The organism is Ectobacillus sp. OTK (assembly GCF_059698935.1).
The window spans coordinates 4,818,126-4,842,863 of sequence record NZ_AP048547.1 but is presented as its reverse complement, the minus strand read 5'-3'; the positions used below and the strand labels follow the sequence as shown (position 1 = coordinate 4,842,863).

Annotated in this window: 24 protein-coding genes; 14 read left to right on the top strand and 10 right to left on the bottom strand. The window is 43.6% G+C overall.

What is annotated here, in order from left to right; translation table 11 throughout:
* The first annotated feature begins 7 nt into the window (after positions 1-7).
* Genes AC6HZ4_RS23970 through AC6HZ4_RS23960 form a run of 3 tightly spaced genes read left to right on the top strand, consistent with a single transcriptional unit; the run spans position 8 to position 4,891 of the window.
* On the top strand, positions 8-1,033 hold the full coding sequence (locus tag AC6HZ4_RS23970) for a GlgC family sugar phosphate nucleotidyltransferase (RefSeq protein WP_497492363.1): 1,026 nt from the start codon (positions 8-10) through the stop codon (positions 1,031-1,033).
* Positions 1,030-2,460, top strand: a complete 1,431-nt coding sequence (gene glgA, locus AC6HZ4_RS23965) for a glycogen synthase GlgA (protein ID WP_497492362.1) — start codon at positions 1,030-1,032, stop codon at positions 2,458-2,460. The genes AC6HZ4_RS23970 and glgA overlap by 4 nt, the downstream gene beginning before the upstream one ends.
* 19 nt (positions 2,461-2,479) lie before the next feature.
* A complete protein-coding gene (locus tag AC6HZ4_RS23960) occupies positions 2,480-4,891 on the top strand; it encodes a glycogen/starch/alpha-glucan phosphorylase (RefSeq protein ID WP_497492361.1) in 2,412 nt (803 codons plus the stop codon).
* Between the two features lie 243 nt (positions 4,892-5,134).
* Here the strand turns inward: AC6HZ4_RS23960 and AC6HZ4_RS23955 are convergent, their stop codons facing one another.
* A complete protein-coding gene (locus AC6HZ4_RS23955; RefSeq protein ID WP_497495831.1) occupies positions 5,135-5,827 on the bottom strand; it encodes a lipase family protein in 693 nt (230 codons plus the stop codon).
* Positions 5,828-6,094: 267 nt separating this feature from the next.
* Positions 6,095-6,877, bottom strand: a complete 783-nt coding sequence (locus AC6HZ4_RS23950; protein WP_497492360.1) for a TIGR00266 family protein — start codon at positions 6,875-6,877, stop codon at positions 6,095-6,097.
* 320 nt (positions 6,878-7,197) lie between these two features.
* On the opposite strand from AC6HZ4_RS23950, the gene AC6HZ4_RS23945 reads away from it, so the two are divergent.
* Positions 7,198-7,398, top strand: coding sequence for a cold-shock protein (locus AC6HZ4_RS23945; protein WP_129730690.1), 201 nt, complete (start codon positions 7,198-7,200; stop codon positions 7,396-7,398).
* Positions 7,399-7,498: 100 nt separating this feature from the next.
* Here the strand turns inward: AC6HZ4_RS23945 and AC6HZ4_RS23940 are convergent, their stop codons facing one another.
* Together AC6HZ4_RS23940 and AC6HZ4_RS23935 are read right to left on the bottom strand one after the other, a co-directional pair.
* Positions 7,499-8,242 carry a TraR/DksA C4-type zinc finger protein gene (locus AC6HZ4_RS23940; RefSeq protein ID WP_497492359.1) on the bottom strand — a complete coding sequence of 248 codons (744 nt, stop codon included), beginning with the start codon at positions 8,240-8,242 and terminating at the stop codon, positions 7,499-7,501.
* 162 nt (positions 8,243-8,404) lie between these two features.
* Positions 8,405-9,358: a 1,4-dihydroxy-2-naphthoate polyprenyltransferase gene (locus AC6HZ4_RS23935; RefSeq protein WP_497492358.1), complete on the bottom strand. Its 954-nt coding sequence runs from the start codon at positions 9,356-9,358 to the stop codon at positions 8,405-8,407.
* A 381-nt stretch (positions 9,359-9,739) separates the two neighbouring features.
* Here AC6HZ4_RS23935 and AC6HZ4_RS23930 point away from each other — a divergent pair, with 381 nt between their 5' ends.
* The 7 genes from AC6HZ4_RS23930 (at position 9,740) to AC6HZ4_RS23900 (ending at position 17,948) form a co-directional block, all read left to right on the top strand.
* Positions 9,740-11,137 carry an isochorismate synthase gene (locus AC6HZ4_RS23930; RefSeq protein WP_497492357.1) on the top strand — a complete coding sequence of 466 codons (1,398 nt, stop codon included), beginning with the start codon at positions 9,740-9,742 and terminating at the stop codon, positions 11,135-11,137.
* A complete protein-coding gene (gene menD / locus AC6HZ4_RS23925) occupies positions 11,134-12,897 on the top strand; it encodes a 2-succinyl-5-enolpyruvyl-6-hydroxy-3-cyclohexene-1-carboxylic-acid synthase (protein WP_497492356.1) in 1,764 nt (587 codons plus the stop codon). The genes AC6HZ4_RS23930 and menD overlap by 4 nt, the downstream gene beginning before the upstream one ends.
* A complete protein-coding gene (gene menH, locus AC6HZ4_RS23920) occupies positions 12,887-13,726 on the top strand; it encodes a 2-succinyl-6-hydroxy-2,4-cyclohexadiene-1-carboxylate synthase (protein WP_497492355.1) in 840 nt (279 codons plus the stop codon). The genes menD and menH overlap by 11 nt, the downstream gene beginning before the upstream one ends.
* Complete coding sequence (menB, locus tag AC6HZ4_RS23915; RefSeq protein ID WP_497492353.1) at positions 13,716-14,534, top strand: 1,4-dihydroxy-2-naphthoyl-CoA synthase; 819 nt, start codon at positions 13,716-13,718, stop codon at positions 14,532-14,534. Before menH ends, menB begins: the two co-directional genes overlap by 11 nt.
* An 81-nt stretch (positions 14,535-14,615) precedes the next feature.
* On the top strand, positions 14,616-16,073 hold the full coding sequence (locus AC6HZ4_RS23910) for an o-succinylbenzoate--CoA ligase (RefSeq protein ID WP_497495830.1): 1,458 nt from the start codon (positions 14,616-14,618) through the stop codon (positions 16,071-16,073).
* On the top strand, positions 16,063-17,175 hold the full coding sequence (gene menC, locus AC6HZ4_RS23905) for an o-succinylbenzoate synthase (protein ID WP_497492352.1): 1,113 nt from the start codon (positions 16,063-16,065) through the stop codon (positions 17,173-17,175). Before AC6HZ4_RS23910 ends, menC begins: the two co-directional genes overlap by 11 nt.
* 209 nt (positions 17,176-17,384) lie before the next feature.
* Positions 17,385-17,948, top strand: a complete 564-nt coding sequence (locus tag AC6HZ4_RS23900; protein ID WP_497492351.1) for a beta-class carbonic anhydrase — start codon at positions 17,385-17,387, stop codon at positions 17,946-17,948.
* On the opposite strand, the gene yidD is transcribed toward AC6HZ4_RS23900, so the two are convergent.
* Complete coding sequence (yidD, locus tag AC6HZ4_RS23895; RefSeq protein ID WP_497492350.1) at positions 17,945-18,175, bottom strand: membrane protein insertion efficiency factor YidD; 231 nt, start codon at positions 18,173-18,175, stop codon at positions 17,945-17,947. The genes AC6HZ4_RS23900 and yidD overlap by 4 nt on opposite strands.
* Before the next feature lie 161 nt (positions 18,176-18,336).
* On the opposite strand from yidD, the gene AC6HZ4_RS23890 reads away from it, so the two are divergent.
* Positions 18,337-18,810, top strand: coding sequence for an S-ribosylhomocysteine lyase (locus AC6HZ4_RS23890; protein ID WP_497492349.1), 474 nt, complete (start codon positions 18,337-18,339; stop codon positions 18,808-18,810).
* Here AC6HZ4_RS23890 and ytzI read toward each other — a convergent pair.
* Positions 18,807-18,965, bottom strand: coding sequence for a YtzI protein (gene ytzI, locus AC6HZ4_RS23885; protein ID WP_497492348.1), 159 nt, complete (start codon positions 18,963-18,965; stop codon positions 18,807-18,809). The genes AC6HZ4_RS23890 and ytzI overlap by 4 nt on opposite strands.
* Positions 18,966-19,126: 161 nt before the next feature.
* On the opposite strand from ytzI, the gene AC6HZ4_RS23880 reads away from it, so the two are divergent.
* Together AC6HZ4_RS23880 and ytkD are read left to right on the top strand one after the other, a co-directional pair.
* Positions 19,127-19,441, top strand: coding sequence for a hydrolase (locus AC6HZ4_RS23880; RefSeq protein WP_497492347.1), 315 nt, complete (start codon positions 19,127-19,129; stop codon positions 19,439-19,441).
* A 77-nt stretch (positions 19,442-19,518) separates the two neighbouring features.
* Complete coding sequence (gene ytkD / locus AC6HZ4_RS23875; protein ID WP_497492345.1) at positions 19,519-20,028, top strand: RNA deprotection pyrophosphohydrolase; 510 nt, start codon at positions 19,519-19,521, stop codon at positions 20,026-20,028.
* Positions 20,029-20,192: 164 nt separating this feature from the next.
* Here the strand turns inward: ytkD and AC6HZ4_RS23870 are convergent, their stop codons facing one another.
* The 4 genes from AC6HZ4_RS23870 to pckA form a co-directional block, all read right to left on the bottom strand.
* Positions 20,193-20,930: an ABC transporter permease gene (locus AC6HZ4_RS23870; protein WP_497495829.1), complete on the bottom strand. Its 738-nt coding sequence runs from the start codon at positions 20,928-20,930 to the stop codon at positions 20,193-20,195.
* A 64-nt stretch (positions 20,931-20,994) separates the two neighbouring features.
* Positions 20,995-21,762, bottom strand: a complete 768-nt coding sequence (locus tag AC6HZ4_RS23865) for an ABC transporter ATP-binding protein (protein ID WP_497492344.1) — start codon at positions 21,760-21,762, stop codon at positions 20,995-20,997.
* A 12-nt stretch (positions 21,763-21,774) separates the two neighbouring features.
* Positions 21,775-22,773, bottom strand: a complete 999-nt coding sequence (locus AC6HZ4_RS23860) for an ABC transporter substrate-binding protein (RefSeq protein WP_497492343.1) — start codon at positions 22,771-22,773, stop codon at positions 21,775-21,777.
* 220 nt (positions 22,774-22,993) lie between these two features.
* Positions 22,994-24,580, bottom strand: coding sequence for a phosphoenolpyruvate carboxykinase (ATP) (gene pckA / locus AC6HZ4_RS23855; protein WP_497495828.1), 1,587 nt, complete (start codon positions 24,578-24,580; stop codon positions 22,994-22,996).
* Positions 24,581-24,738: the final 158 nt, after the last annotated feature.

Here is a 24,738-nt window from a genome sequence, read left to right as displayed (position 1 = left end):
GGCAAATATGAACGAATCCATGTTAGGAATTATTAACGCAACGTATGAATTTTCACCTTTACAAGCACTGACGCAGCATCGCTCTCTAGCTGCCCTTCCTTTTGGAGGACGATATCGTTTAATCGATTTTATGCTATCGAATATGGTCAACTCCGATATTCATAGCGTAGCGATTTTTACTGGGCATAAAAACCGTTCCTTAATGGATCACCTCGGATCCGGTAAGCAGTGGGATTTGGATCGCAAACGAGATGGCCTGTTCGTATTTACGCCAAACAGCCAATGTGATAACGAAGAATTTGGTTCCTTCAATCAGCTTGCTAGGAATATGGACTATTTTCTGCGCAGCAGACAAAAGTATATCGTGATTACGAATTGTCATATTGTAACTGCAATGAACTTCAAGCCGATTTTAAGACGCCATATTGAAGTCGGGGCAGCCATTACAGAAGTACGCCATGATGGACAATCCTTGCAAACATATATCATGGAAAAGGACTTGCTGCTGAATCTGTTTCATCAATATAAAGACAAGGGATTCCATAGCTTGATTGATGTTGTTAAAGAGCAATGCAGTACTTTATGCTCACATAAATATGAGTATGAGGGCTATGTTGCGATTATTGATTCAGTGGAGAGCTACTACAAGCACAGCATTGAAATTTTAAAGCCAGAAGTGTGGAAGCAGTTATTTATGACAGGAGCGCCTGTATTTACAAAAGTAAAAGATGAGCCTCCAACAAGGTATGGCAGAGAAGCAAAAGTAAGCAACTCTATGGTTGCCAATGGCAGCATTATTGAGGGGGATGCACATAACAGCATTATCTTCCGCGCTGTAAAAGTTGGAAAAGGATCTATTGTACGAAATAGCATCATTATGCAAAAAAGCCAAATCGGAGAGAATTGCGTACTAGACGGCGTAATCATCGACAAAGATGTTAAAATTGAAGACGGAACAATTTTAACAGGGACAGCAGGGGTTCCGCATGTAATTGAAAAAGGAACAGTACAAGGAGCGTTGATGAATTCGTGAACATTTTATTTGCAGTATCTGAGTGCGTACCATTTATTAAATCAGGAGGTCTTGCCGACGTAGCAGGTGCGCTCCCAAAGGAATTGAAAAAGCTCGGCATGGATGTGCGGGTAATGCTGCCGAAATATAGCCTTATCCCAGAGCGGTTACGTGAAGCGAGCACTCTGCGCAAAGTAATTACAGTACAGCTCGGATGGCGTAACCAGCATTGCGGTATTTTCGAAACAGAGCTTGACGGCATTACGTATTACTTAATAGATAACGAATATTATTTTAAAAGGGATTCCTTGTACGGTCATTATGATGACGGTGAACGTTTTTCTTTCTTTTCTAAAGCCGTTTTGGAGAGTATTCCACATCTGGACTTTGTGCCGGATGTTTTGCATTGTCATGACTGGCATACAGCAATGGCTAACTATTTGCTAAAAGAACAATATAAGGGCATTGAACCATATGCACATATGAAAACAGCATTTACTATCCATAATCTACAGTTCCAGGGGATATTCCCTTATAGTGTAATGCATGATTTACTCGGTCTTGGAAACGAGCATTTTACAAATGACCGTCTTGAATTTTATGGGAACATGAACTTTATGAAGGGCGGCATTGTTGCATCTGATGTGATTACGGCAGTTAGTCCGACCTATAAAGAGGAAATTAAATATCCATTTTTTGGAGAGAAGCTAGATGGCCTCCTGCGAAGATATAGCGATAAGCTAGCTGGTATCGTAAACGGAATCGATGCTGCATTTTATAACCCGCGTACTGATCAAGAAATTGAGGTACCGTACAGCGAAGAGACATTAGAGCTTAAGCAGGAGAACAAGCGTGCGCTGCAACGCCGATTCGGCTTGCCGGAACGTGAGGATGTACCTATCATTTCTATGGTCACTCGTCTTACAAAGCAAAAGGGACTTGATTTAGTCCGTCGTGTATTTCATGAGTTGGCGGCGGAGGATGTACAGATATGCATCGTCGGGTCGGGTGATTGGGAGTATGAAAGCTTTTTTAACGAAATGGCAGCTCAATATCCGGATAAGGTAAAGGTATACATAGGATTTAGCGAATCGCTCGCACATCAAGTATACGCTGGCGCTGATTTGTTTTTAATGCCGTCTTTGTTTGAGCCGTGCGGTCTTGGACAGCTTATTGCCTTGCAATATGGGACACTGCCGATTGTAAGGGAGACGGGAGGATTAAACGACACCGTGCAATCGTATAATGAGAGCACAGGAGAAGGAAACGGATTCAGCTTTGCCAATTTCAATGCGCATGATATGCTGCATACCATTCTTAGAGCTGTTTCGTACTATCACCAAAAAGAAGTATGGAATACACTCGTGAAGAGAGCGATGAGCGAGGATTACAGCTGGGGACAGTCCGCAAGACAATATAAGGAGCTGTATGAAAGCTTAGTCGACTAGTGATATAGAGGTGAGGAGCATGTTTTCAAGTAAGGAAGGCTTTAAAGCAGCTTTTTTGGATAAGCTCGAAACCATGTACGGGAAAAGCTTCAAAGACTCCACGCCGCGAGATCAATATAATACGTTAGGGCATATGGTCCGGGAGTATATTAGTTCACGTTGGATTGCCACTAATGAAAGAAATCGTACAGAAAATCATAAACAAATGTACTATTTATCGATTGAGTTTTTGCTTGGCCGTTTATTAGGCAGCAATTTAATGAACCTTGGCATTTGGAAAATGTGTGAGGAAGGGCTCCGTGAGTTAGGAATTAGTCTTAATGAGCTAGAGGAAAATGAAGCGGACGCTGGACTTGGAAACGGTGGACTTGGAAGGCTTGCGGCATGTTTTCTTGATTCATTGGCTTCTCTTAATTTACCGGGCCATGGCTGCGGGATTCGCTATAAGCATGGTCTATTTGATCAAAAAATCGTAAACGGTTATCAGGTTGAGCTGCCAGAGCAATGGCTTCGCCACGGTAATGTATGGGAAGTACGGCGTCATGATCAAGCAGTAGAAGTCAGCTTTTGGGGAAATGTGGAAACATCCAACATGGATGGAAAGCTAGAATTCCATCATCGTAAGGCAGAGGTCATTATGGCGGTACCATATGACATTCCGGTTGTTGGCTATAATACGGAAACAGTGAATACACTGCGTCTTTGGAATGCGGAGCCTGTTCCATTTCCTCCAAACAATCAAAACGTACTCGTATATAAACGGGAAACCGAGGCAGTCTCAGAGTTTTTGTATCCTGACGATACACATGATGAAGGAAAAATATTACGTCTAAAGCAGCAATATTTTCTGGTATCGGCAAGCCTGCAAAATATCGTAAAGCTGCATCGCGAACGAAATGGAACATTGAGAAATTTGCATGAGAAGGTTGCCATTCATATTAATGATACCCATCCTGTTTTAGCTATTCCTGAATTAATGCGTATTTTGCTTGATGAGGAAAAGCTTGGCTGGGAGGAAGCTTGGAATATTACAGTAAATACAGTCTCGTATACCAATCATACAACCTTGTCTGAAGCGCTTGAAAAATGGCCTATTCGGATTTTTCAACCGTTGCTGCCGCGCATCTATATGATTGTTGAGGAAATTAATGAGCGCTTTTGCCGCGACTTATGGGATCGGTACCCATATGATTGGAAACGTATTGAGGATATGGCAATTGTAGCCCATGACCTTGTTAAAATGGCACACCTTGCGATTGTGGGCAGCCACAGTGTGAATGGTGTTGCAAAAATCCATACAGATATTTTAAAAAAGCGGGAGATGCAGCTATTTCATGAGTATTATCCCGAAAAGTTTAACAATAAAACGAATGGGATTACGCATCGGCGCTGGCTGCTGAAGGCAAATCCGCAGCTTGCGGGTCTAATTACCGACACGATTGGTCCAGGATGGATTCGAAAGCCTGCGGAGCTGCAGGCTCTTGCGAATTATAAGCACGATCCCGCATTTCGGGAGAAGTTTCACGGTGTCAAGCAGCTTCGGAAAGAGCTGCTGGCAAAGCGTATTGAGGAGCAGACGGGGGTACGGGTTGATACGAATTCGATTTTTGATGTGCAGGTAAAGCGCCTGCATGCTTATAAGCGGCAGTTATTGAATGTACTTCATATTATGCACCTATATAATCGTCTGAAGGAAGACCATGGCTTTACTATGTATCCTCGCACCTTTATTTTCGGGGCAAAGGCTTCCCCTGGCTACTATTATGCGAAGAAAATTATTAAGCTGATCAATGAGGTAGCAGAGAAAGTGAATAACGACCCGCAAACGAGCGAACGTTTAAAGGTTGTCTTTCTAGAAAATTATCGTGTTTCCTTAGCTGAGGATATTTTCCCTGCCGCTGATGTCAGCGAACAAATTTCTACGGCAAGCAAGGAAGCATCTGGCACGGGCAATATGAAATTTATGATGAATGGAGCAGTAACAGTTGGAACGCTAGATGGAGCGAATATTGAAATTCAAGAAGAAGCAGGAGCGGACAATATTTTCATTTTCGGCCTAACAGCAGAAGAGGTGCTTCATTATTATCAAAGCGGGGGCTACCGTTCTGGTGACTACTACCATCATGATAAACGAATTAAAAAGGTAGTAGATCAGCTCATCAATGGGTTTTTTCCAGATGGAGGAGATGAGTTCGAGGCAATTTATGATTCTCTTATCGTTCAAAACGACGAATATTTTGTGCTTCGTGATTTTGCTCCGTACGTTGATGTGCAGGACATGGTCGGAAAAACCTATGAAAATCGGAACCGTTGGCTGGAAATGAGCATTTCGAATGTAGCGCGATCTGGCTATTTTACAAGTGACCGTACAATTTCTCAATATGCTTCTGATATTTGGCATATCAATCCTGTTTTGTTAGGAAGTAGATAAAGATTTTTGCATACTGATCACTCCTTTATGCAGACAGTGTAAACAACCCGCTCAATTTACGCGGGTTGTTTTTTTTACAAGATAAGAAAGTATAACTTTTTGGAGCGCCGGCCTGCTCCTATGACCTGCTTGCTGCGGGGAAAGGCCTTTGCCGACCGAGACAAAAAGCGCCCTATTGTGCAGGGAACTGTCTTTCTTCGGGAGCAGGGCAGGCCATGTCCGTTTTTCTTAGTAAGTCTCTTTTTATGACCAGCCTTCAATCGATGACTTGTATGTGGTGATATGATGATTTTTAGAAATGGATCCAAGATTTGCTGCGAATGTGATGCCGTTATTTACATGGAAGTATTCGTATTCTTGAGATGCTTTTTCAAATTTAACCTTGTGCGGCGGCAGAAGCGGGACCACATCAAATAGATTGACGATCCGGAAGGTTTTGGCGACCTGTAAATTGTAGTAATTGCGAAAAGCAATATCGCCTGTTTTGGGAGCACCAAAATTGTACATGATGTAATCTGCAAATGAAGTGTTTACTCTGGCGTCAAGCATATGAAGGACTGCGAGAGCACCTCCTAAGCTATGGCCGGTTACGAGCAGTTTTTTTTGCTTTGGAAGCGTGACGAGCGTTTCCATAATAGAATCACGGCATGTTTCATAAATAGACAGAAAGCCGCTGTGAACAAGGCCGCTGTTTGATGTGTACGGATAGATACGCTGATTGATGAGAGAATCAGCAATCCAATCAGTGTCGGACTGTGTGCCTCGAAATGCAACAACAATCGATTGTTCTGATTCGGCAATAAAGCCGAACCATTCCGTTGTTCCAATGGCTTGTGCTTGAAAGCTGCGTATATGCTGAAAGCCTTTTGGCGGTTGAAATACACCATTTTGTTTATATTGTTCGTATGTCAATTCGCAGCAGTCAGCCAGAAGCATAGCGAGCTCTTTGTTAGCAGCTGAAGATAACACATTGAAACCCCCTTAGCGCTGTATCGTAGTGCGCAAACACTATCCAATATATGAGGAGAGATAGGTAATCATGCAGACTGGGTGCTGAAGCTAGAAAACGCCTCAAAAAGGTTATGTTTTATTTCTTAAATTTCCTGCTTTGTTAAAGGATTCTCTAACCAAAAAATTTATAATAAATTCGTAAGTTGCAGAAATGAAAAGAACCAGCATCAGAGGCGATGCTGGTTCTTTCTATTAGTCGATTCCGTCTAGTATACGGCCGATTCCCCCGAGGACACTGCCTTCTCCGCCGCCCTTAACGCCTGCGGACCCAGCAATGCGCTGTGCTAAACGGCTAAGGGTTAATGATTGAATCCAAACAGTACCTGGACCTTCTAAGGTTGCGAAGAATAGCCCCTCTCCGCCAAATAAAGCTGTTTTTACGTTGCCAACAAACTGAATATCGTAGTTGATGGTCTTTGTCATTGCTACAAGGCAGCCTGTATCAATACGGAGACGTTCCCCCGGCTGTAAGTCACGCTTGTATACCGTCCCTCCGGCATGCATAAAAGCCAAACCATCACCTTCAAGCTTTTGCATAATGAAGCCTTCTCCGCCAAAGAAGCCTGTGCCTAGCTTTTTTGTGAATTCAATGCCTACGGACACTCCTTTTGCCGCACAAAGAAATGCATCCTTTTGGCAGATAATTTTCTCGCCGTATTGCGTTAAGTCAACCGGAACAATTTTTCCTGGATAGGATGCAGCAAAGGATACATGGCGTTTCTTGCTGCTGTTGTTTGTAAAGACGGTCATGAACAAGCTTTCGCCTGTGACCATCCGTTTTCCAGCCCCCATCAGCTTGCCAAATAATCCTTTTTGTTCGGAGCCGTCACCAAACACCGTTTCCATTTCAATGCCGTCCTCCATCATCATCATCGCACCAGCTTCTGCGATTACGCTTTCCCGAGGATCTAACTCAATTTCGACGAATTGCATATCATCTCCGTAAAGTTTATACTCAATTTCGTGTGCTCTCATTTTAACTCACCTCTCCTATTTACTGATATACTGACTATACTTCTTTATGTATATATTCATTCTATCGAAAATACAGAAAGAGTGGAATGAATTTTTTGTTATTTTTTACAATTCACTCCGTAGTTTTCAGTTGACTGAATGCATGTTTTCATGATAAATTAAAGTAACTATTGAACTACATATAGTCTTTCGGAAATAAAGCACGTCTTTACCATGGTTTGATGTTTTCGTCACATGCTTGGAACAGATCGTTTTCTTTATATCCTCCTATATGTGGGGTAAATAGCTTCATTTTTTTCTTATATCTAGGAGGTACTACAATGCAAGTAGGTAAAGTAAAATGGTTTAACGGCGAAAAAGGTTACGGATTTATCCAAGCAGAAGACGGAAACGACGTATTCGTTCACTTCTCCGCAATCCAAGGAGAAGGATTCAAAACTTTAGAAGAAGGTCAAGAAGTTTCTTTCGAAGTTGTTGAAGGAAACCGCGGACCACAAGCTGCTAACGTAGTAAAGAAGTAATAAGATAATGAGCATTCCAGCGATGGAATGCTCTTTTTATATCGTGAAAAATATACCGTATTTAGAAATGTGTGCCTTTCGTTGCCTGAGCAAACTTTTCTTAGCGTTTCGGGTAATAACTGTCTTCTGGTAGATCGCCTCGATATGCTTGCTCCTCGTAGTCATCAATCATATCTTCATATAGCTCATGATCATCCGCTCCTGGATAGACCTTTGGATTTTTTCCATATATATCTGTGCCGATGAAATTCTCAAATGACTCTACATAGCCTACAGGATCATCAGATTCATTAAACATGGAGTTATAGTGCCTGCTCTCGCTTCTTTCAAAATCGGAAGGCGTTTCTGATGTGCCGTAATTTGCTACATCTTGCCAGCTATCCTCAGAATCATACGCAACATTTTCTTTTTTGTTGTCCATATCATGAACACCAAATGGTGGATATAAAACTTCTTCTTCAACAGGACGTATATCCAATCGAAGCTTATTATGTGTATGCTCTACAAGTGTCGTGGCAGTCGGCATAGCCTCTAAACGCTCGAAAGGAATCTCCTCGCCAGATACCTCGCAAATACCATACGTGCCATTTTCGATTTTTTCTAATGCATATCTTACATCCGCCAGTTGTTTTTCCCGAAATTCAATGATGCCAAAATCTTTTTCTCGCTCAAACAAATCGGTCGCTGCGTCACCGGGATGGTTATCGTATAGAGAAAGCTCGCTTGTGGCGTCTCGCATACCGTCCCTGTCGTTATTGTGATGCATTTCAATGCTGTCTTCCAGTTCTTTTTTTTCGTGCAGTAGCCTTGCTTTGAGCTCGTCCAGCTGTTGTTGAGAAAGCATACTGGTCACCTTCCTCTGCGTAATCTCTTTTGTAGTATGAACCATTTTGCCAAAAATATAAGAAAGGGGAGGCGCGGAAAATAAGTGAGATAAGTGCGATGGTGCTAAGCAGGCTGCCCAGGCTTTTTATCCCAATAAAAAAACGCAGGCAAAGCCTGCGTCCTAAAAGAGATAATCCAATAATAAGCCGAGTGCAAACAAGAATCCGAAAATGGTGTTCGTCTGCGCAGTCGCTTTCATTGCTGGCATCATTTCAAGCGGAATGCGTTTACCAATGAATCCTCTTGTAGCTGCAATTGTTTTTGGCAGGCTGAGGAATACGACAAAAATCCATGCTGATACAATGCCTGTAAAAACGAGTGCAACGGACCAAATGTAAGATATGATGAACATCCCAGCTAATACACGAATCGCATTTTGACGTCCGACGAGAATAGCGAGCGTCTTACGACCGTTTTCTTTATCCCCGTCTAAATCGCGAATGTTGTTCGAAAGCAGAATGGCTCCAATTAAGATAGAGGTTGGAATGGATAGCATGATAATTTCTGATATGATTGTTCCCGTTTGGATAAAGAAGGCGATACCGATAATAATAACGCCCATAAATAGCCCAGCTGTCACTTCACCGAACGGTGTATAAGCAATTGGGACAGGACCTCCTGTATAAAAATAACCGACAGCCATGCTAATAAGACCGATTAAGGCAAGCCACCAGCTCGAATGCATACAAATGTAAACACCGATTAGCATAGAAACAGCAAAGAAGCTGTATGCCAAATATAGGACTGTTTTTGGCTGTATGCCTTCGCGTACAATCGCGCCTCCTATTCCTACAGAGCCTTCATGATCTAATCCTCTCTTATAATCGAAATATTCATTGAACATATTCGTTGCCGCCTGTATGAGAATACAGGCAAGAAGCATCATAAAAAAAAGAGGAAGATTTATCTTATCGGTACCTCCGATGTGAAGTGCATAAGCAGTTCCGATAAAAACCGGAATGAATGCGGCTGTTAACGTATGTGGACGGAGTAAGTTCCACCAGACACGCCAGCTCTTTCGCTGCTTTGTCTTCGGCTCTGTAAAAGAGGAGTTCGTTTCTACTTTCATATTCATAAGAATCCTCCTTTTTGTTCTTAGAAACGTATTCTAGCTCCCGGATTGCTCCTATCCGTAAAATAACCTTCCTCATGAAAGGACAAAGCGCCTTTGATGGTGAAGAACACATGGAAGACTTCTGCGAGTATTCCTCGCCAAACCGCGCGTTTTGTGCACGGAGTGTTTTATTACGGCAGCAGACCGAGCCGGTTCCGCTTTTCGTCACATAAAGTACAAAATTAAGTTTAGGTAAAAGACATATACAGTGTCAACGTTTTTCCTTCGGGAGCCTGTAATTTTCGCAAAACTGCTAAAGATTGACACATGTTTCGTTCGGGGTGTATCTTAAAAACACAAGGGTAATTTCAGTATTTTTACCCGAGTAAGGGGGAAATCAAAGTGCTTCGAACAGAACACAAAGGATTGCATCAATCGCTCCTTACTGCTGTACAACAAGCTGCAACAGACACGAAAGTATTAGTTAGTGCCGTAAAGAAGGTAGAGTGGACAGATCCGCTTCTTTTTTATGCTGCCGCAAAACAATTCGGTTACACGGAGCGGTTTTATTGGTCCGATCCGGAGCAACATGTAATTTTCGCAGGAATTGGCTCTACTTTCACTATAGCAAATTCTTCTCAAAAGCGCTTTCAGGACGCGCAGAACCAATGGCAGCAGCTTCTGGATCGTGTCATTGTGAACGGACCGGCCTATTCATTTGGCACAGGGCCTCTGCTGTTTGGCGGGTTTTCCTTTGATCCGCTGAAGCAGAAAACAAAGCTTTGGGAGACGTTTTCTGATACAGTTTTAGTATTACCGTCCTTCTTGCTTACAATGAAGGAAGGAGAATCTTGGCTAACAATCAATCAGTTGGTAGATCATGATGATTGTGCAGAGGATCTATATAAACGTATGCAGAATATGGAGGAACAGCTGCTTGCGTATAGCAGACAGCATTTGTCAGAACAAGAAAACTCCATTATCGGTCAGCATGAGGTACAGCCACAAAGCTGGATGGAAGCGATTCAAGCCGTTCAAAGTGAAATAAAGCAAGGACGTGTGCAAAAGGTTGTATTAGCGCGTGAATTGCGATTAACAGCAGAAAATGAGTTTGATTCGGCACATATTGTTCAAGCATTACGCATCGGACAGCCGGATTGCTATATTTTTTCAATTGATTACCAAGGATCTTGCTTTCTTGGTGCAACGCCTGAGCGACTCATCAAAAAAGAAGACCAATTGTTTACCTCTATGTGCCTAGCCGGTTCTATTGGACGCGGCAATACAAAAGATGAGGATGAACAGAATGCGGCAAAGCTGCTGCAGGATGGGAAAAACTTAGCGGAGCATCGCTATGTTGTGGACATGATTCGAGAAGTAATGACATCCGTTTGCAGCGAGGTCAATATTCCGTATGAGCCGGGAGTCATGATGACAAAAAATCTGATTCATCTCTATACGCCGGTAGAAGGAAAAGGAACGTGCAATTTGTTCGAAATGGTAGAGAAATTGCATCCCACCCCTGCCTTGGGAGGTACTCCGCGCGACGAGGCGATGAGGCTGATTCGCGAGCAGGAGGAACTGGATCGCGGCTTGTATGCAGGCCCAATCGGTTGGGCCGACTACAAGGGAAATGGAGAGTTTGCGGTTGGAATTCGTTCCGCGCTCATAAGAGGTACGAATGCCTCACTATTTGCAGGGTGTGGTATTGTAGAAAGTTCACAGCCGCATATGGAATATGAAGAAACAAAAATGAAATTCAAGCCTATGCTCTCCGCATTAGGAGGAAACATGAAATGAGTTATACAGAAGCTTTATCATATTATTTAGGCGCCTTTGTCGATGAATTAACACGCCTTGGCGTGTATGAAACCGTCATTAGCCCTGGTTCCCGCTCGACGCCGTTAGCGATGCTAATGGCGGAGCATGAAGGAATGAAAACGTATGTGCATGTAGATGAACGATCGGCCGCTTATTTTGCGCTTGGCATTGCAAAGGCAAAGAGGAGACCAGTAGCTATTCTTTGTACATCTGGTACAGCGGCAGCAAATTATTGGCCGGCTGTAAGTGAAGCATTTCACTCTCGTGTGCCGCTTCTTGTTTTAACAGCGGATCGGCCGCATGAGCTGCGGGATGTAGGAGCTCCGCAAGCTATGAATCAACTAAACCTGTTTGGTTCTTTTGCAAAGGAGTTTATCGAAATGGCGCTTCCAGAAGCATCAGAACGAATGTATCAATACGTACGTACGACAGCGGCAAGAGCTGTTTCCATCATGCGAGGGGCTCCAAGTGGTCCTGTCCATATGAATTTTCCGCTTCGGGAGCCGCTTATTCCGGATTTCTCCTTACCGAACCTTTGGGAAAAGGGGAAGGTTGGGCGCGCGAATCAATATACATCTGTTACGTTTGGGAATTCAGTACTTCCGCCCTTCCATGCTGCATCGCTAAGTGAACGTCTTGCATCTATGAAAAAGGGGCTGATTGTCTGCGGTGAAATGAATGATCCTTCCTTTGCAGATGAAGTTGTTTCCTTCGCTAAAGCATATCAGTACCCAATTTTGGCGGATCCGCTTTCTAATGTGCGCAGCGGCGGGCATGAGAAAGAAAATGTGCTAGAGTGCTACGATGCCTTCTTGCGTAATGAGAAAATCCGGGAATGGCAGCCAGATATCATCATTCGTTTTGGAGCTATGCCTGTGTCTAAAGCATTGACACAGTATATACAGGCTCAAACATCGGCTGTTCATCTTGTGGTGGAAAAGGGAGGCTGGCGTGATCCGGCTTTAATTGCGTCTGAGATGCTATATGCGGACGAAGTCTCTGTTTGCAGACAATTAACCGCATTTGCTCCTGCAAATCAAGGAGAAACAGCTTGGCTGCGTATGTGGCGTGAGCTGAATGCAATTGCACGCGAGCACCTCTCTTATGCCGGCTCGGATGGAGATCTATTTGAAGGTCGTGTGATGGTGGAGCTGGCAGATCTATTGCCGGATCAATCGGCACTCTTTGTTGGCAACAGCATGCCGATTCGAGATGCAGATACATTCTTTTTGACGAGGGACAAAAAGATCAACATTTTAGCTAACCGCGGTGTGAATGGAATCGACGGGATTGTTTCAGCTGCCCTAGGTGCAAGCACGCATTATGAGCCGCTTGTGCTGGTTCTCGGTGATTTGTCTTTTTATCATGACCTAAATGGATTATTGGCGGCAAAACTGCACAACTTAAATGCGACAATCGTTGTGATTAACAATGACGGCGGCGGTATTTTTTCATTTTTACCGCAATATGCGGAGAAAAAGCATTTTGAAACATTATTTGGAACGCCGCTCGGACTTGATTATGAGCATGTTGTAAACATGTATCATGGGGTTTTCAGCCGGCCGGAAACATGGGAGCAATTCCGGAGTGCTGTAGCTAATGGAATTTCCTCTAACGGCCTGCATGTGATTGAAGTTCGTACAAACCGTGAATCGAATTTGCAAATGCACCGTTCTCTATGGTCAACTATTTCTGCGTCGATAACAGAGAAGCTGCAAGGAGCCGGCAATGAGGATTAAGCTTGGTGAGATGCACTATGAATATGACATCACAGGAAGCGGTGATGCGCTGTTACTGCTGCATGGCTTTACCGGAAGCAAGGATGTGTGGCACCGCTTCATTCCCTTGTGGAGTCGTGATTTACGGGTCATTGCCGTCGACTTGCCGGGTCATGGGAGAACGGACAGCCCGAATGACTGGAAGCGTTACAGCATTGAGCAAACTGCTGCTGATATGATTGCACTTCTTGATGCTTTAAATCTAAAGCAGGCGCACGTGCTTGGTTATTCAATGGGGGGACGTCTTGCTATTACCATAGCCTCATTATATGCAGAACGGGTACGGTCACTCGTGCTAGAGAGTTGTACTCCTGGATTAGAGAGTGAAGAGGAGCGCGAGGAACGCAGGCGGCAAGACCAGCAGCAGGCAGATTTTATTATGGACCACGGTATAGAGGCTTTTGTAGAGAGGTGGGAGAATATCCCCTTGTTTGCTTCTCAAAAGCAGCTTCCTAATTCCGTGAGGGAACAAATGCGGCAGCAGCGTTTGCAAAATAACCCGCTTGGTTTAGCTAATAGCTTGCGCGGTATGGGAACGGGAATGCAGCCTTCCTGGTGGGAGTCGTTGCATAAGCTGCACATGCCGGTTTTATTGCTTGGCGGAGAATATGACGAAAAGTTTCTCGGCATTTTGCAGCGTATGAAGAAGCGTCTTCCTAATGCTGAATTTGTACAAGTTTCTGGTGCTGGTCATACAATTCATGTGGAACAACCAGAAAAGTTTGATACAATAGTAAGGGGCTTTTTCCAAACACAATACTTAAAAGGAGGTTTACATCATGACTTTTGAATGGGTACAGCAAGGGAAGTATGAAGATATTATTTATTCTACATACAATGGTATCGCTAAAATTTCGATTAACCGTCCAGAAGTACATAACGCATTTCGTCCAAAAACGGTGTCTGAGCTGATCGATGCATTTGCACGCGCACGTGATGATGCTTCTATCGGTGTCATTATTTTAACAGGTGAAGGCGGCCGCGCATTTTGCTCCGGCGGCGACCAAAAGGTACGCGGCCATGGCGGATATGTAGGAGAGGATGAAATTCCTCGTTTAAATGTACTCGATTTACAGCGCTTAATCCGAGTGATTCCAAAACCGGTCATTGCGATGGTAGCAGGCTACGCAATTGGCGGAGGCCACGTGCTTCATATCGTTTGCGACTTAACGATTGCAGCTGATAATGCAGTATTTGGTCAAACTGGACCAAAAGTGGGCAGCTTCGATGCAGGCTACGGTTCCGGCTATTTAGCTCGCATTGTCGGTCATAAAAAGGCGCGTGAAATTTGGTATTTGTGCCGTCAATACAACGCGCAGGAAGCGCTTGATATGGGACTTGTTAATACAGTAGTTCCACTTGAGCAGCTTGAAGAAGAAACAGTGAAATGGTGCGAGGAAATTTTAGAGAAAAGCCCAACGGCAATTCGTTTCCTAAAAGCAGCATTCAATGCGGATACAGACGGTCTTGCAGGTATTCAGCAATTCGCTGGAGATGCAACGTTATTGTATTATACAACAGAGGAAGCAAAGGAAGGACGCGATGCGTTTAAGGAAAAGCGCAAGCCGGACTTCGGTCAATTCCCTCGTTTTCCTTAATTGTAGAAAAGGCTTGATGCATTGTCATCAAGTCTTTTTTCTATCAGATTGTAACGCAATTCACAGAAAGGAGCGACGATGATGGAGACAATGCCAAATTGGCTCAAGCAACGGGCGTTTTTAACGCCGGATCGCATTGCTCTCGAAACAGAGCAGGAGCAGTTGACATTTCGTGAGCTTCAGCAAAGAGTTGCGGCTCTGGCTGGAAAGCTGCATAGCGCAGGAGCTAAGAAAGGAAGTCAGGTTGCAGTTTTAATGCGTAACAGTATACAAATGGCTATTACGATCCATGCCTTAGCCTATATGGGAGCGACTGCTGTGCTGCTAAATACGAGGCTATCGGAGGAAGAGCTTGCATGGCAAATGAGCGATGCTGAAGCTTCCCTTCTGCTTGCGGACGAGGCGCTTCGGCATTATGGAAGAAACGTTGCTACGTATACGATAGAGGAGATCTCCTCTCTTGAAGCGCAGCCATATATTGTACAAGAGGAATTTTGCTCCGAAGATGTAATGACGATAATCTATACGTCCGGTACGACAGGGAATCCAAAAGGCGTATTGCTTACATATGGAAACCATTGGCATAGTGCTGTCGGCTCTGCACTCAATATAGGATTTCGGGAGGATGATTGCTGGCTTGCTTGTCTGCCCTTTTTCCATGTTGGCGGTTTATCAACTTTGCTGAAAAGCGTTATATACGGTATGCGTGTTGTGCTTGTAGAGAAGGTGGATGCAGCCGTATTAAATCGCGCGATTCAAGAGAGAGGTGTTACGATTATTTCCGTTGTAACGAAGGTGCTTACAGATATGATGCAATATCTTGGAGAGGGTGCGTATCCAAAGTCGCTGCGCTGTGTGCTCCTTGGCGGCGGACCAGCTCCGAAGCCTTTGCTGGAGGCGTGTATGAAAAAAAGCATTCCCGTATACCAAACGTATGGTATGACGGAAACCGCTTCGCAAATTTGTACCTTGTCCTCTGATTATATGTTGACAAAGGTGGGCTCAGCTGGTAAGCCGCTGTTTTCCTGTCAGCTTCGGATTGAGGCAAACGGAGGGGAGGCACCTGTAAATGCACCGGGAGAGATTGTTGTTAAAGGACCGAACGTTGCAAAAAGATACTTCAAGCGGGAGTCACATTTAGAGAATGGCTGGCTCCGAACAGGCGATATTGGCTATGTGGATGAGGATGGATTTTTGTATGTGCTCGACCGCCGAAGCGACCTTATTATCTCTGGAGGAGAAAATATTTATCCTGCCCAAATTGAAGAGGTGCTTCTCGCTCATCCTGACGTTGAGGAAGCAGGCGTTGTTGGGAGGGAGGATGAAATGTGGGGGCAAGTGCCTGTTGCGTTTGTTCGAAAAGCAGAGGTGAGCCGTGTCACGGAGAAGGAGCTTCTTGCGTTTTGCGGCAAAAGGCTGGCCCGCTATAAAGTTCCGCGGGAGATTCAATTTGTAGATGCCCTTCCGCGCAATGCTTCTAACAAGCTATTGCGTCGTGAGCTCAAGCAAAGATTGAGGGAGAATTCGTATGAAAATTAAGCGAGTCACGCTCTATGTTACGGAAATGAAGCTGGTTTCTCCGTTTGCAACAAGCTATGGAACATATCGGGAGCGGGAGAGCGTTTTAATCGAAATGGAGGATGTGGATGGACGCATCGGCTGGGGAGAGGTTGTTGCCTTTTCACAGCCTTGGTATACGGAGGAAACCGTTCAAACGGCATTACATATGCTGCAGGAATTTCTTGTTCCTATCTTGCTAGGTAAGAACATTGACCACCCAAGTGAGCTGCCTCAGCTATTTTCAAATGTAAAGCGAAATAATATGGCAAAAGCGGGGCTTGAGGGGGCTGTTTGGGATTTATATGCACAGCATAAGAATCAGCCGCTCGCAGCGGTGCTTGGCGGCGTACGCAGCGACATTGAAGTAGGAGTGGTAGTTGGGATTGATACGCTGCCGCGCATGCTCGGGCAAATCGAACGATATGCCGCAGAGGGATATCAAAGGTTTAAAGTGAAAATTAAGCCAGGATATGATTATGAGCTGCTGCAAGGGATTCGTCAGGAGTTTCCTAATATTCCTTTAATGGCTGATGCCAACTCAGCTTATACGCTGCAAGACAAGGCGCAGCTAAAGAAGCTTGATGAATTTGGACTGATGATGATTGAACAGCCATTATCAGATCATGATATTTTGGACCATGCACTGCTGCAAAAAGAGCTGCACACACCCATTTGCTTAGATGAAAGTATCCATTCCTTTGAGGATGCACGCATGGCGCTTACGCTCGGAAGCTGCCGTATTGTAAATATTAAAGCAGGCCGAGTCGGAGGACTGACCGAGGCTATTCGCATTCACGATTTTTGCCAAGCGCATCATATTCCTGTTTGGTGCGGAGGTATGATTGAGACAGGTATATCCCGCGCACAAAATGTGGCACTTGCCTCTCTTCCAAATTTCACGATTCCGGGAGATATTTCGGCTTCCTCGCGTCACTGGGAGGAGGATGTGATTATTCCTGAGATAAAGCTATCCAATGGGAGAGTGTGTGTATCATCGGCATCTGGTCTCGGGTATGAAGTGAATCGCAAGCGATTAAAGGACATTACGATGCAAACAATCGTGCTTGAAAATCCGTTATGAACAAGTTTAACTCCTTTTTATATTCTGTGATTTACGGTATAGTGAAGGAGTGAGCAAATTGTGGCAAAAATGTTACGGAAGTGTATGTGAACTATGGTAAGTTTTTGTCATGTGTAAAAAGTGTAATGCAAATCATTGTCTATTTTTTAAGCTCTTCTCTTGACTTGTTTTTTCAAGAAAGAGAAGATTAGAAAAAGGAGGAGTTATGTATGACGTTGTTACATGAAGTGTTAACTTTTAATGAGAAGTTTGTGCAGGAAAAAGAATATGAGAAATTCCAGACAGATAAATATCCAGATAAAAAGCTCGTTATTATTTCTTGCATGGATACAAGACTTGTTGAACTGCTTCCGAAGGCGATGAATCTTCGCAATGGGGATATAAAAATGATAAAGGTAGCTGGGGCTGTCATTGCCCATCCGTTTGGTAGTATTATGCGCAGTGTTCTTGTTGCTTTGTACGAGCTTGGCGCTGACGAGGTGTGTGTCATTGGCCATTATGATTGCGGCATGGCAAGTTTGCAGGCACAAAAGACAATCGAGAAAATGAAGGAGCGCGGTGTTTCAGAAGAGAAACTTGATACGCTTCGTTTTTCTGGTATTGATTTAGATCGCTTCTTACATGGCTTTGAAAGCGTAGAGGATAGCGTTAAGCACAGTGTGAATATTATACGGCAGCATCCATTAATGCCAGAAGGCGTGCCGGTTCATGGATTAGTCATTGATCCAAAAACAGGGCGTCTTGACTTAATTGAGAACGGGTACGAAGCCTAATGGCCTTTATCCGATTTTTCCGGGACGGGGTCAAAGCCGCCCGGATGAAACGGATGACATTTACAAATGCGTTTGAATGTGAGCCAGCCGCCTTTTGCTGCGCCGTGACGGCGGATAGCCTCTAAGCCATAGTGCGAGCATGTAGGATAAAAACGGCATGTCGGCGGCTTTATTGGGGATATTACGAGCTGATAAAAGCGAATCAATGCGAGAAGAATAGATTTCATGAGCTTGCTCCTTTTCGTTTTATTGTATGTTTTTTATGCCTGTAAACAGGTAGAGATAAGTCGTTTTAGACAGTATTCTTTACCAAACCCTCACTTTCGAATATCATTATGGAGTGTATCTGAATAAGATGCAGCACTAAAAAAAAAAGGAGGATTTGATTATGCCATCAGTAGAAAGCTTTGAGCTTGATCATAATATTGTAAAAGCGCCGTATGTGAGACATTGCGGTGTTCACCATGTAGGAAGCGACGGCGTTGTGAATAAGTTTGATATTCGTTTTTGTCAGCCGAATAAGCAGGCAATGAAGCCTGATGTGATTCATACATTAGAGCATTTACTTGCTTATAACTTAAGAAAGCACGTAGAAAAGTACGGCCATTTTGATATTATCGATATTTCTCCAATGGGATGCCAAACTGGCTTTTATCTTGTTGTAAGCGGTACGCCGACAGTTCGTGAAATCATTGATCTATTGGAAGACACGATGAAGGATGCGGTTGAAGTGGCAGAGGTGCCAGCTGCAAATGAAACACAGTGCGGGCAGGCGAAGCTTCATGACTTAGAAGGTGCTAAGCGCCTCATGAACTTCTGGCTACAACAAGAAAAAGCCGAGTTGGAAAAAGTATTCGGTTAATGAACTGAGGGCTTGTCCTCGTCCTGTTTTACATAAGGGCTATCTTCGGCACGATCCACAGAGTGCTTGTAAGAATAGCCCTTATTGATTGTGAGAACAGATAAAAGCAGCACCACAATCACCACAATTACGGAAATCACCAGTATATGAAACATCTCCATTTCCCTCCCCTTCTCCTCAATAGTACCATGTCTGCAGTGTTCTGCATATTTCTCGCATTGTTAGGAACAATGAAGAATAGAGGAATCATCAGCGTTTATTAAGCCAATCACGCTGTTTAAGGCAACGCAGTATTTCACAAAGTGAGGGACAGCAAATGGAGAAACAAACATATTATGTATCAATTGCAGACGGTGAGATTTCTAAGGTGAAATCCGCGAACACATATAGCTTTGAAATTCAGGCAAATGATATGGAGATTGTGCAGCTTCGTCAATATTTTGATGAAGCGTATCGGGCAGATTTAAAAACCTTCGTCAGATCGCATATTCCGTTCCTTGAGTATCATCATGACCCGGAAAACCATGAATATGACGACAGCCTTCAAAAAGCGTATCGAATGATTTATAGCCTGAGTGATCAGGAGACACAAGAAATCATCGCGCAATTAGGTATTATAGACGGGCTGTAATAATAGGCATAGGCGCGAAGAATGTGCTACAATTTGTGGTAAGAAAAATTCGCCACAATTGTTAGGGGAGCGTGTGAATGTACACTTTTAAAGATTATTACCACAATACAGTACAATTATCCTTCGAAGATCGTCCGTTTTCCCATGAGCCCAAGCACGTATGGGTTGTTTGTCGTCATGAAGATGAATGGCTGCTGACGCATCATTTGCGACGCGGATTAGAATTTCCAGGAGGAAAGGTAGAGGCCGGGGAGAAGCCTGAAGAAGCTGCTGTGCGTGAAGTGCGGGAAGAGACTGGAGGGATCGTGTCCCAGTTACAATACATAGGACAGTATAAGGTCTCAGGAAAGGATAAAATTATCATTAAGAATATTTATTTTGCTACGATTAGCGATTTACAGGATTATACGCATTACAATGAAACAAATGGACCGGTTCTGCTTAAGACGATACCAGATGATATTAAAGAGGATAAGCGCTTTAGCTTTATTATGCGTGATGATGTGCTGCAACACAGCTTAATGTATATTCAACAGCATTTTTTAAATTCCTCAGGGACGATAGAGAGAAAAGTACGGGAATTCTAAAGCTGATTTACATATAAAAACAGACCGAGCCGTGTTGAACTGAACCAATTGGGGTGCAGTTCATGTGGACTTGGTCTGTTTTTACACTGAGTATAAATTGTAAGTGCAGCTATGCTCCTGTCTTCGCCTAATGGCTCGCCAATCAGCGAGTTTTTTTATATGCTTTACTGGATATGTCGATTCAATATATGTTCAAACCATTCGACGAGCACATACATAACAGTAGCAAATACGCACGTAAGCAACACGCTCATGAGAACGAGGGTAAAGTTGAATACCTGAAAGCCGTAGCTAATTAAGTATCCTAAACCTTGCTTAGAAACAAGAAGTTCGCCAAAAATAACGCCGACCCAGGAAAGTCCAACATTTACCTTTAAGGTTGAAATAATAATCGGCAGTGAAGCTGGAAGTATAACCTGTTGATAGCATTGTCGTCTACTGGCTCCAAACGTTTGCAGCACCTTCAAATAATTCGGGTCCACCTCACGAAATGCGGAGTAAATAACAAGAATCGTAATGATGATGGAGATAATTACCCCCATGGCGATCGAGGATGTAATAGTTGGTCCGAAAACAACAATAATAATTGGTCCGAGTGCTACCTTTGGCATGGCGTTTAATACAACAAGATATGGATCGAGAACCTTAGCAAGAAACGGTACAGCCCATAATATAGTTGCAATAAGCGTTCCGAGGACAGTGCCGAGGATAAAGCCGGCAAATGTTTCTAAAAGCGTCGTCCAAATATGCGGATACAGCGAGCCGTCCATTATCTTGTCAGCCATCATGTTAAAAATGCTGGAGGGAGAACTGAAGAGCAACGGGTCAATCCACTGGGTGCGGCTTGCAGTTTCCCAAAAAATAAAGAAGGCAACTAATATAAAAATCTGTAATAATAAAATGGCTTGCCTTTTCTTCTGTTCTTTTTGCGTATATGTGCGATGAAGGAAGGATAAATCTAAATTTTTATACTTCAAGCCTCTCCAGCTCCTTCCATATAGATTGAAATAGCTGCCCGAATTTCGGGTGCTGGCGCGCATGAAATGGGGAAAGCAAACGAATGTCCTCAGGGACGAGGATTGTTTTGGCAATGCGGCCGGGATTGGTGTGAAGCAGAAAAATGCGGTCACTCATGGAAATCGCTTCTTCTATATCATGGGTGACCAGGATAGCTGTTTTTTTAAACTGCTTCAGTAAGGCGTACACGAGCTCCTCTAGTTTAATTTTTGTTTGGTAGTCCAGGGCTGAGAACGGTTCATCCAGCAGCAGCATTTTTGGATTGGTAGCAAGTGTGCGTACGAGCGCGGCCCGTTGCCGCATACCGCCCGACAGTTGGCGCGGATACAGCCTTTCTACATTTTCGAGTCCGACTTCACCAAGCAGCTTCAGTGTTTTTAGCTTTTTTTCTTCATTATACGTTCCGGTAATGTGAAGACCTGTCATTATATTTTCTTCAATTGTTTTCCACGGAAACAAGTAATCTTGCTGGAGCATGTAGCCGATTGAGGAGGTCGGCTTCCATACACGCTCTCCCTCAATCTCGATTATTCCATCTAGCGGCCGAAGCAATCCAGCGATGATAGAAAGAAGAGTTGTCTTGCCGCAGCCGCTTGGTCCTAAGAAAGAAATGAATTCTCCTTGCTCCACCTGAAGATGAATATCAGCCAGCACGAGCCTCGCTTCCTTGGCATCGAAAAAGCAATGGTATAAATTTTGGATCGTCAAAAAGCTCATGCGGAATCACTCCTATTGGTTAATGACGCTTTCCGCGATGGAAGTGTCCACTAATACCTCGTACGGCACTTCCTTTGGCAGCTCGCCAGCTTCCTTCATAATGTTTTGCAGGTTGTTCCATTCTTCGTTATCTAAAATCGGATTTGTCGCATAAGAGTTTTGGTTTTTATAGCGCTCAATGACTTTAATGATAATATCCTGTGGTGTATCCTTGAAAAATGGCGTTACCGCTTTTGCAATTTCCTCTGGACTGTGGGTATCCACCCATTGCTGCGCCTTATAGAGGGCCCTTGTAAATTTCTCTATGACCTCCTTGTTGTCTTTTAAATAGCTTTCTTTTGTCATAAAGGATGTATAGGGAACCTTGCCGGACTCTTTGCCAAAGGATGCAACGATATAGCCCTTTCCTTCTTTTTCAAAAATACTTGCCGTTGGCTCAAACAATTGTACAAAGTCACCTGTACCAGAGGCAAATGCATTTGCAATATTGGCAAATTCAACGTTTTGAATCAAAATTAAATCCTTTTGTGGGTTGATGCCATATTTCTTCAAGACGTACTCCCCAACCATTTGCGGCATGCCGCCTTTTCGCTGACCAAGGAATGTGCTTCCTTCTAAATCGCTCCAGTTAAAGGAGTCGAGCTTTTTGCGTGAAACGAGAAACGTTCCATCTGTTTGTGTGAGCTGCGCAAAGTTGATAACAGGATCCTTTGCCCCTTGGTTATACACATAAATAGATGTTTCTGAGCCAACAAGAGCGATATCGATGCCGTTTGAAAGAAGCGCAGTCATCGTTTTATCGCCGCCGGCTGTTGTTTGTAAATCAATATCCAGTCCTTCATCCTTGAAATATCCGTTTTGTAACGCCACATATAACGGTGCGTAGAATAAGGAGTGCGTTACTTCTCCGATACGAACCTTTTGCAGTTTCACTTGTTTTGTTTGATTGCATGCTACAAACGTAAAGAAGCTTAACATCATGATTGTCAATACAGTAACAAGCTTTTTCATAGATGCACCTCCTAAAGTAAGCCTATTTTACTGTATGTGAAAAAGCGCCCATGTGTGAGCGCCCAGAAAAATTTTTGCTTGTACCGGAAGTGAAGCGGCTAGGAGTATATAGAAAAGAGCAGCCTGTCGGGAGGCTGCTCTTTTTCTAATATGATCGCTTCGGGAAAGCTAGGGTTTTGTCGGAAGATACAGCTTTCCCGAAGCGGTATTAGACGAAATGCTACAAGATTGGTCCGCCAAGCTTCACTGTACGCTCGGGAACTGTTGTGAACTTTTTGAAGTTTTCTTTAAATTGAGCCGCAAGCTCTAATGCTTTTACTTTATATGCAGCTTTATCAGCCCATGTTTTTTCAGGTGTTAATACATCATCTGGAACGCCTGGCACATGAATCGGAATTTCAAGACCGAAAATATCATCCTTTACCGTTTCTATGCGGTCTAACTCACCGTTTAGCGCAGCCTGCACCATTGCGCGTGTATACGCAAGTTTCATACGTTTTCCAGTGCCGTATTCTCCGCCCGTCCAGCCGGTATTCACAAGGAATACTTTTACGCCATGCTTTTCGATCTTTTCGCCGAGCATATCTGCGTAGCGGGACGCATTTAGCGGCAGAAACGGAGAGCCAAAGCATGTTGAGAACGTTGCCTGCGGAGATGTGATGCCGCGCTCTGTACCAGCCAGTTTGCTTGTGTAGCCGCTTAAGAAATGGTACATCGCCTGCTCCTTCGTTAATTTGCTGATAGGAGGCAGTACGCCGAATGCATCGGCTGTTAAAAATACAATTGTGTTCGGATGGCCAGCTACGCTTGGAAGCACAATGTTTTCGATTGCCTCAATCGGATACGCAGCACGCGTATTTTCCGTTAAGGAGACATTGTCGTAATCTGCAAATCTAGTATTTTTATCTAACACAACGTTTTCCAATACAGAACCGAATGTAATCGCATCAAAAATTTGCGGCTCCTTCTCACGGGACAAGTTTACGCATTTTGCATAGCAGCCGCCTTCAATATTGAACACACCGTTGTCAGACCATCCGTGCTCATCATCGCCGATTAATTTACGATTCGGATCAGCGGATAATGTTGTTTTTCCTGTACCGGATAAGCCGAAGAACAATGCTACGTCCCCTTCTTCTCCTACATTGGCCGAGCAGTGCATAGAAAGGATGTCCTGCTCTGGAAGCAAGTAGTTCATAATGGAGAAAATGGATTTCTTCATTTCTCCCGCGTACTCTGTACCTCCAATCAGCACAATACGCTTTTCAAAGGAGGTGATAATGAAAGCCTCGGATTTTGTTCCATCAAGTACTGGATCTGCCTTGAACGTTGGAGCAGATATGATGGTAAATTGCGCCTCATGGTTTGCAAGCTCTTGTTCCGTTGGACGGATGAATAGCTGATGTGCAAATAAGTTGTGCCACGCAAATTCATTTACAACCTGAATCGGAAGGCGGGAGTTACGGTCTGCACCTGCAAAGCCCTTGAATACGAAAAGCTCCTCTTTTTCTTTTAAATATTCCAGCACTCTTGTGTATAAGTGATGAAAGGTTTCTTCAGAAATTGCTTGGTTCACTACGCCCCAATCAATTTTATCTTTGACGGATGCTTCGTGAACGATAAATTTATCTCTCGGAGAACGTCCTGTATATTTCCCAGTTGAAACAGAAACAGCACCTGTAGAAGTTAGATTTCCCTCTTCTCTCATCAAAACCTTTTCTACTAATTGCGGTACGCTTAATTGCACATGTGCATTGCTTCCATTCAATAGTTCATGTAACTCGATTTGGACATTCACAGTACTCATCATCAAAACCATCCTTTGTTTAAATTATAGAGAAATATCTCACATCATCTACAAAAAGTATAACACATTAAAATAAATAATGTATACTATTTATTGATAATTGTTTGTACATTTGCACCTTTTTGAATGTTTTTCCTTCGACAAAAATTAATAAAGGA

What these genes read in the sequence shown, in the direction of transcription:
- AC6HZ4_RS23970 (WP_497492363.1), top strand. Translation starts at nt 8, where the DNA reads ATGAACGAATCCATGTTAGGAATTATTAACGCAACGTATGAATTTTCA.
- AC6HZ4_RS23960 (WP_497492361.1), top strand. Translation starts at nt 2,480, where the DNA reads ATGTTTTCAAGTAAGGAAGGCTTTAAAGCAGCTTTTTTGGATAAGCTC.
- AC6HZ4_RS23955 (WP_497495831.1), bottom strand. Translation starts at nt 5,827, where the DNA reads ATGCTTCTGGCTGACTGCTGCGAATTGACATACGAACAATATAAACAA.
- AC6HZ4_RS23950 (WP_497492360.1), bottom strand. Translation starts at nt 6,877, where the DNA reads ATGAGAGCACACGAAATTGAGTATAAACTTTACGGAGATGATATGCAA.
- AC6HZ4_RS23945 (WP_129730690.1), top strand. Translation starts at nt 7,198, where the DNA reads ATGCAAGTAGGTAAAGTAAAATGGTTTAACGGCGAAAAAGGTTACGGA.
- AC6HZ4_RS23940 (WP_497492359.1), bottom strand. Translation starts at nt 8,242, where the DNA reads ATGCTTTCTCAACAACAGCTGGACGAGCTCAAAGCAAGGCTACTGCAC.
- AC6HZ4_RS23935 (WP_497492358.1), bottom strand. Translation starts at nt 9,358, where the DNA reads ATGAATATGAAAGTAGAAACGAACTCCTCTTTTACAGAGCCGAAGACA.
- menD (WP_497492356.1), top strand. Translation starts at nt 11,134, where the DNA reads ATGAGTTATACAGAAGCTTTATCATATTATTTAGGCGCCTTTGTCGAT.
- menH (WP_497492355.1), top strand. Translation starts at nt 12,887, where the DNA reads ATGAGGATTAAGCTTGGTGAGATGCACTATGAATATGACATCACAGGA.
- menB (WP_497492353.1), top strand. Translation starts at nt 13,716, where the DNA reads ATGACTTTTGAATGGGTACAGCAAGGGAAGTATGAAGATATTATTTAT.
- AC6HZ4_RS23910 (WP_497495830.1), top strand. Translation starts at nt 14,616, where the DNA reads ATGGAGACAATGCCAAATTGGCTCAAGCAACGGGCGTTTTTAACGCCG.
- menC (WP_497492352.1), top strand. Translation starts at nt 16,063, where the DNA reads ATGAAAATTAAGCGAGTCACGCTCTATGTTACGGAAATGAAGCTGGTT.
- AC6HZ4_RS23900 (WP_497492351.1), top strand. Translation starts at nt 17,385, where the DNA reads ATGACGTTGTTACATGAAGTGTTAACTTTTAATGAGAAGTTTGTGCAG.
- yidD (WP_497492350.1), bottom strand. Translation starts at nt 18,175, where the DNA reads ATGAAATCTATTCTTCTCGCATTGATTCGCTTTTATCAGCTCGTAATA.
- AC6HZ4_RS23890 (WP_497492349.1), top strand. Translation starts at nt 18,337, where the DNA reads ATGCCATCAGTAGAAAGCTTTGAGCTTGATCATAATATTGTAAAAGCG.
- ytzI (WP_497492348.1), bottom strand. Translation starts at nt 18,965, where the DNA reads ATGTTTCATATACTGGTGATTTCCGTAATTGTGGTGATTGTGGTGCTG.
- AC6HZ4_RS23880 (WP_497492347.1), top strand. Translation starts at nt 19,127, where the DNA reads ATGGAGAAACAAACATATTATGTATCAATTGCAGACGGTGAGATTTCT.
- ytkD (WP_497492345.1), top strand. Translation starts at nt 19,519, where the DNA reads ATGTACACTTTTAAAGATTATTACCACAATACAGTACAATTATCCTTC.
- AC6HZ4_RS23865 (WP_497492344.1), bottom strand. Translation starts at nt 21,762, where the DNA reads ATGAGCTTTTTGACGATCCAAAATTTATACCATTGCTTTTTCGATGCC.
- AC6HZ4_RS23860 (WP_497492343.1), bottom strand. Translation starts at nt 22,773, where the DNA reads ATGAAAAAGCTTGTTACTGTATTGACAATCATGATGTTAAGCTTCTTT.
- pckA (WP_497495828.1), bottom strand. Translation starts at nt 24,580, where the DNA reads ATGAGTACTGTGAATGTCCAAATCGAGTTACATGAACTATTGAATGGA.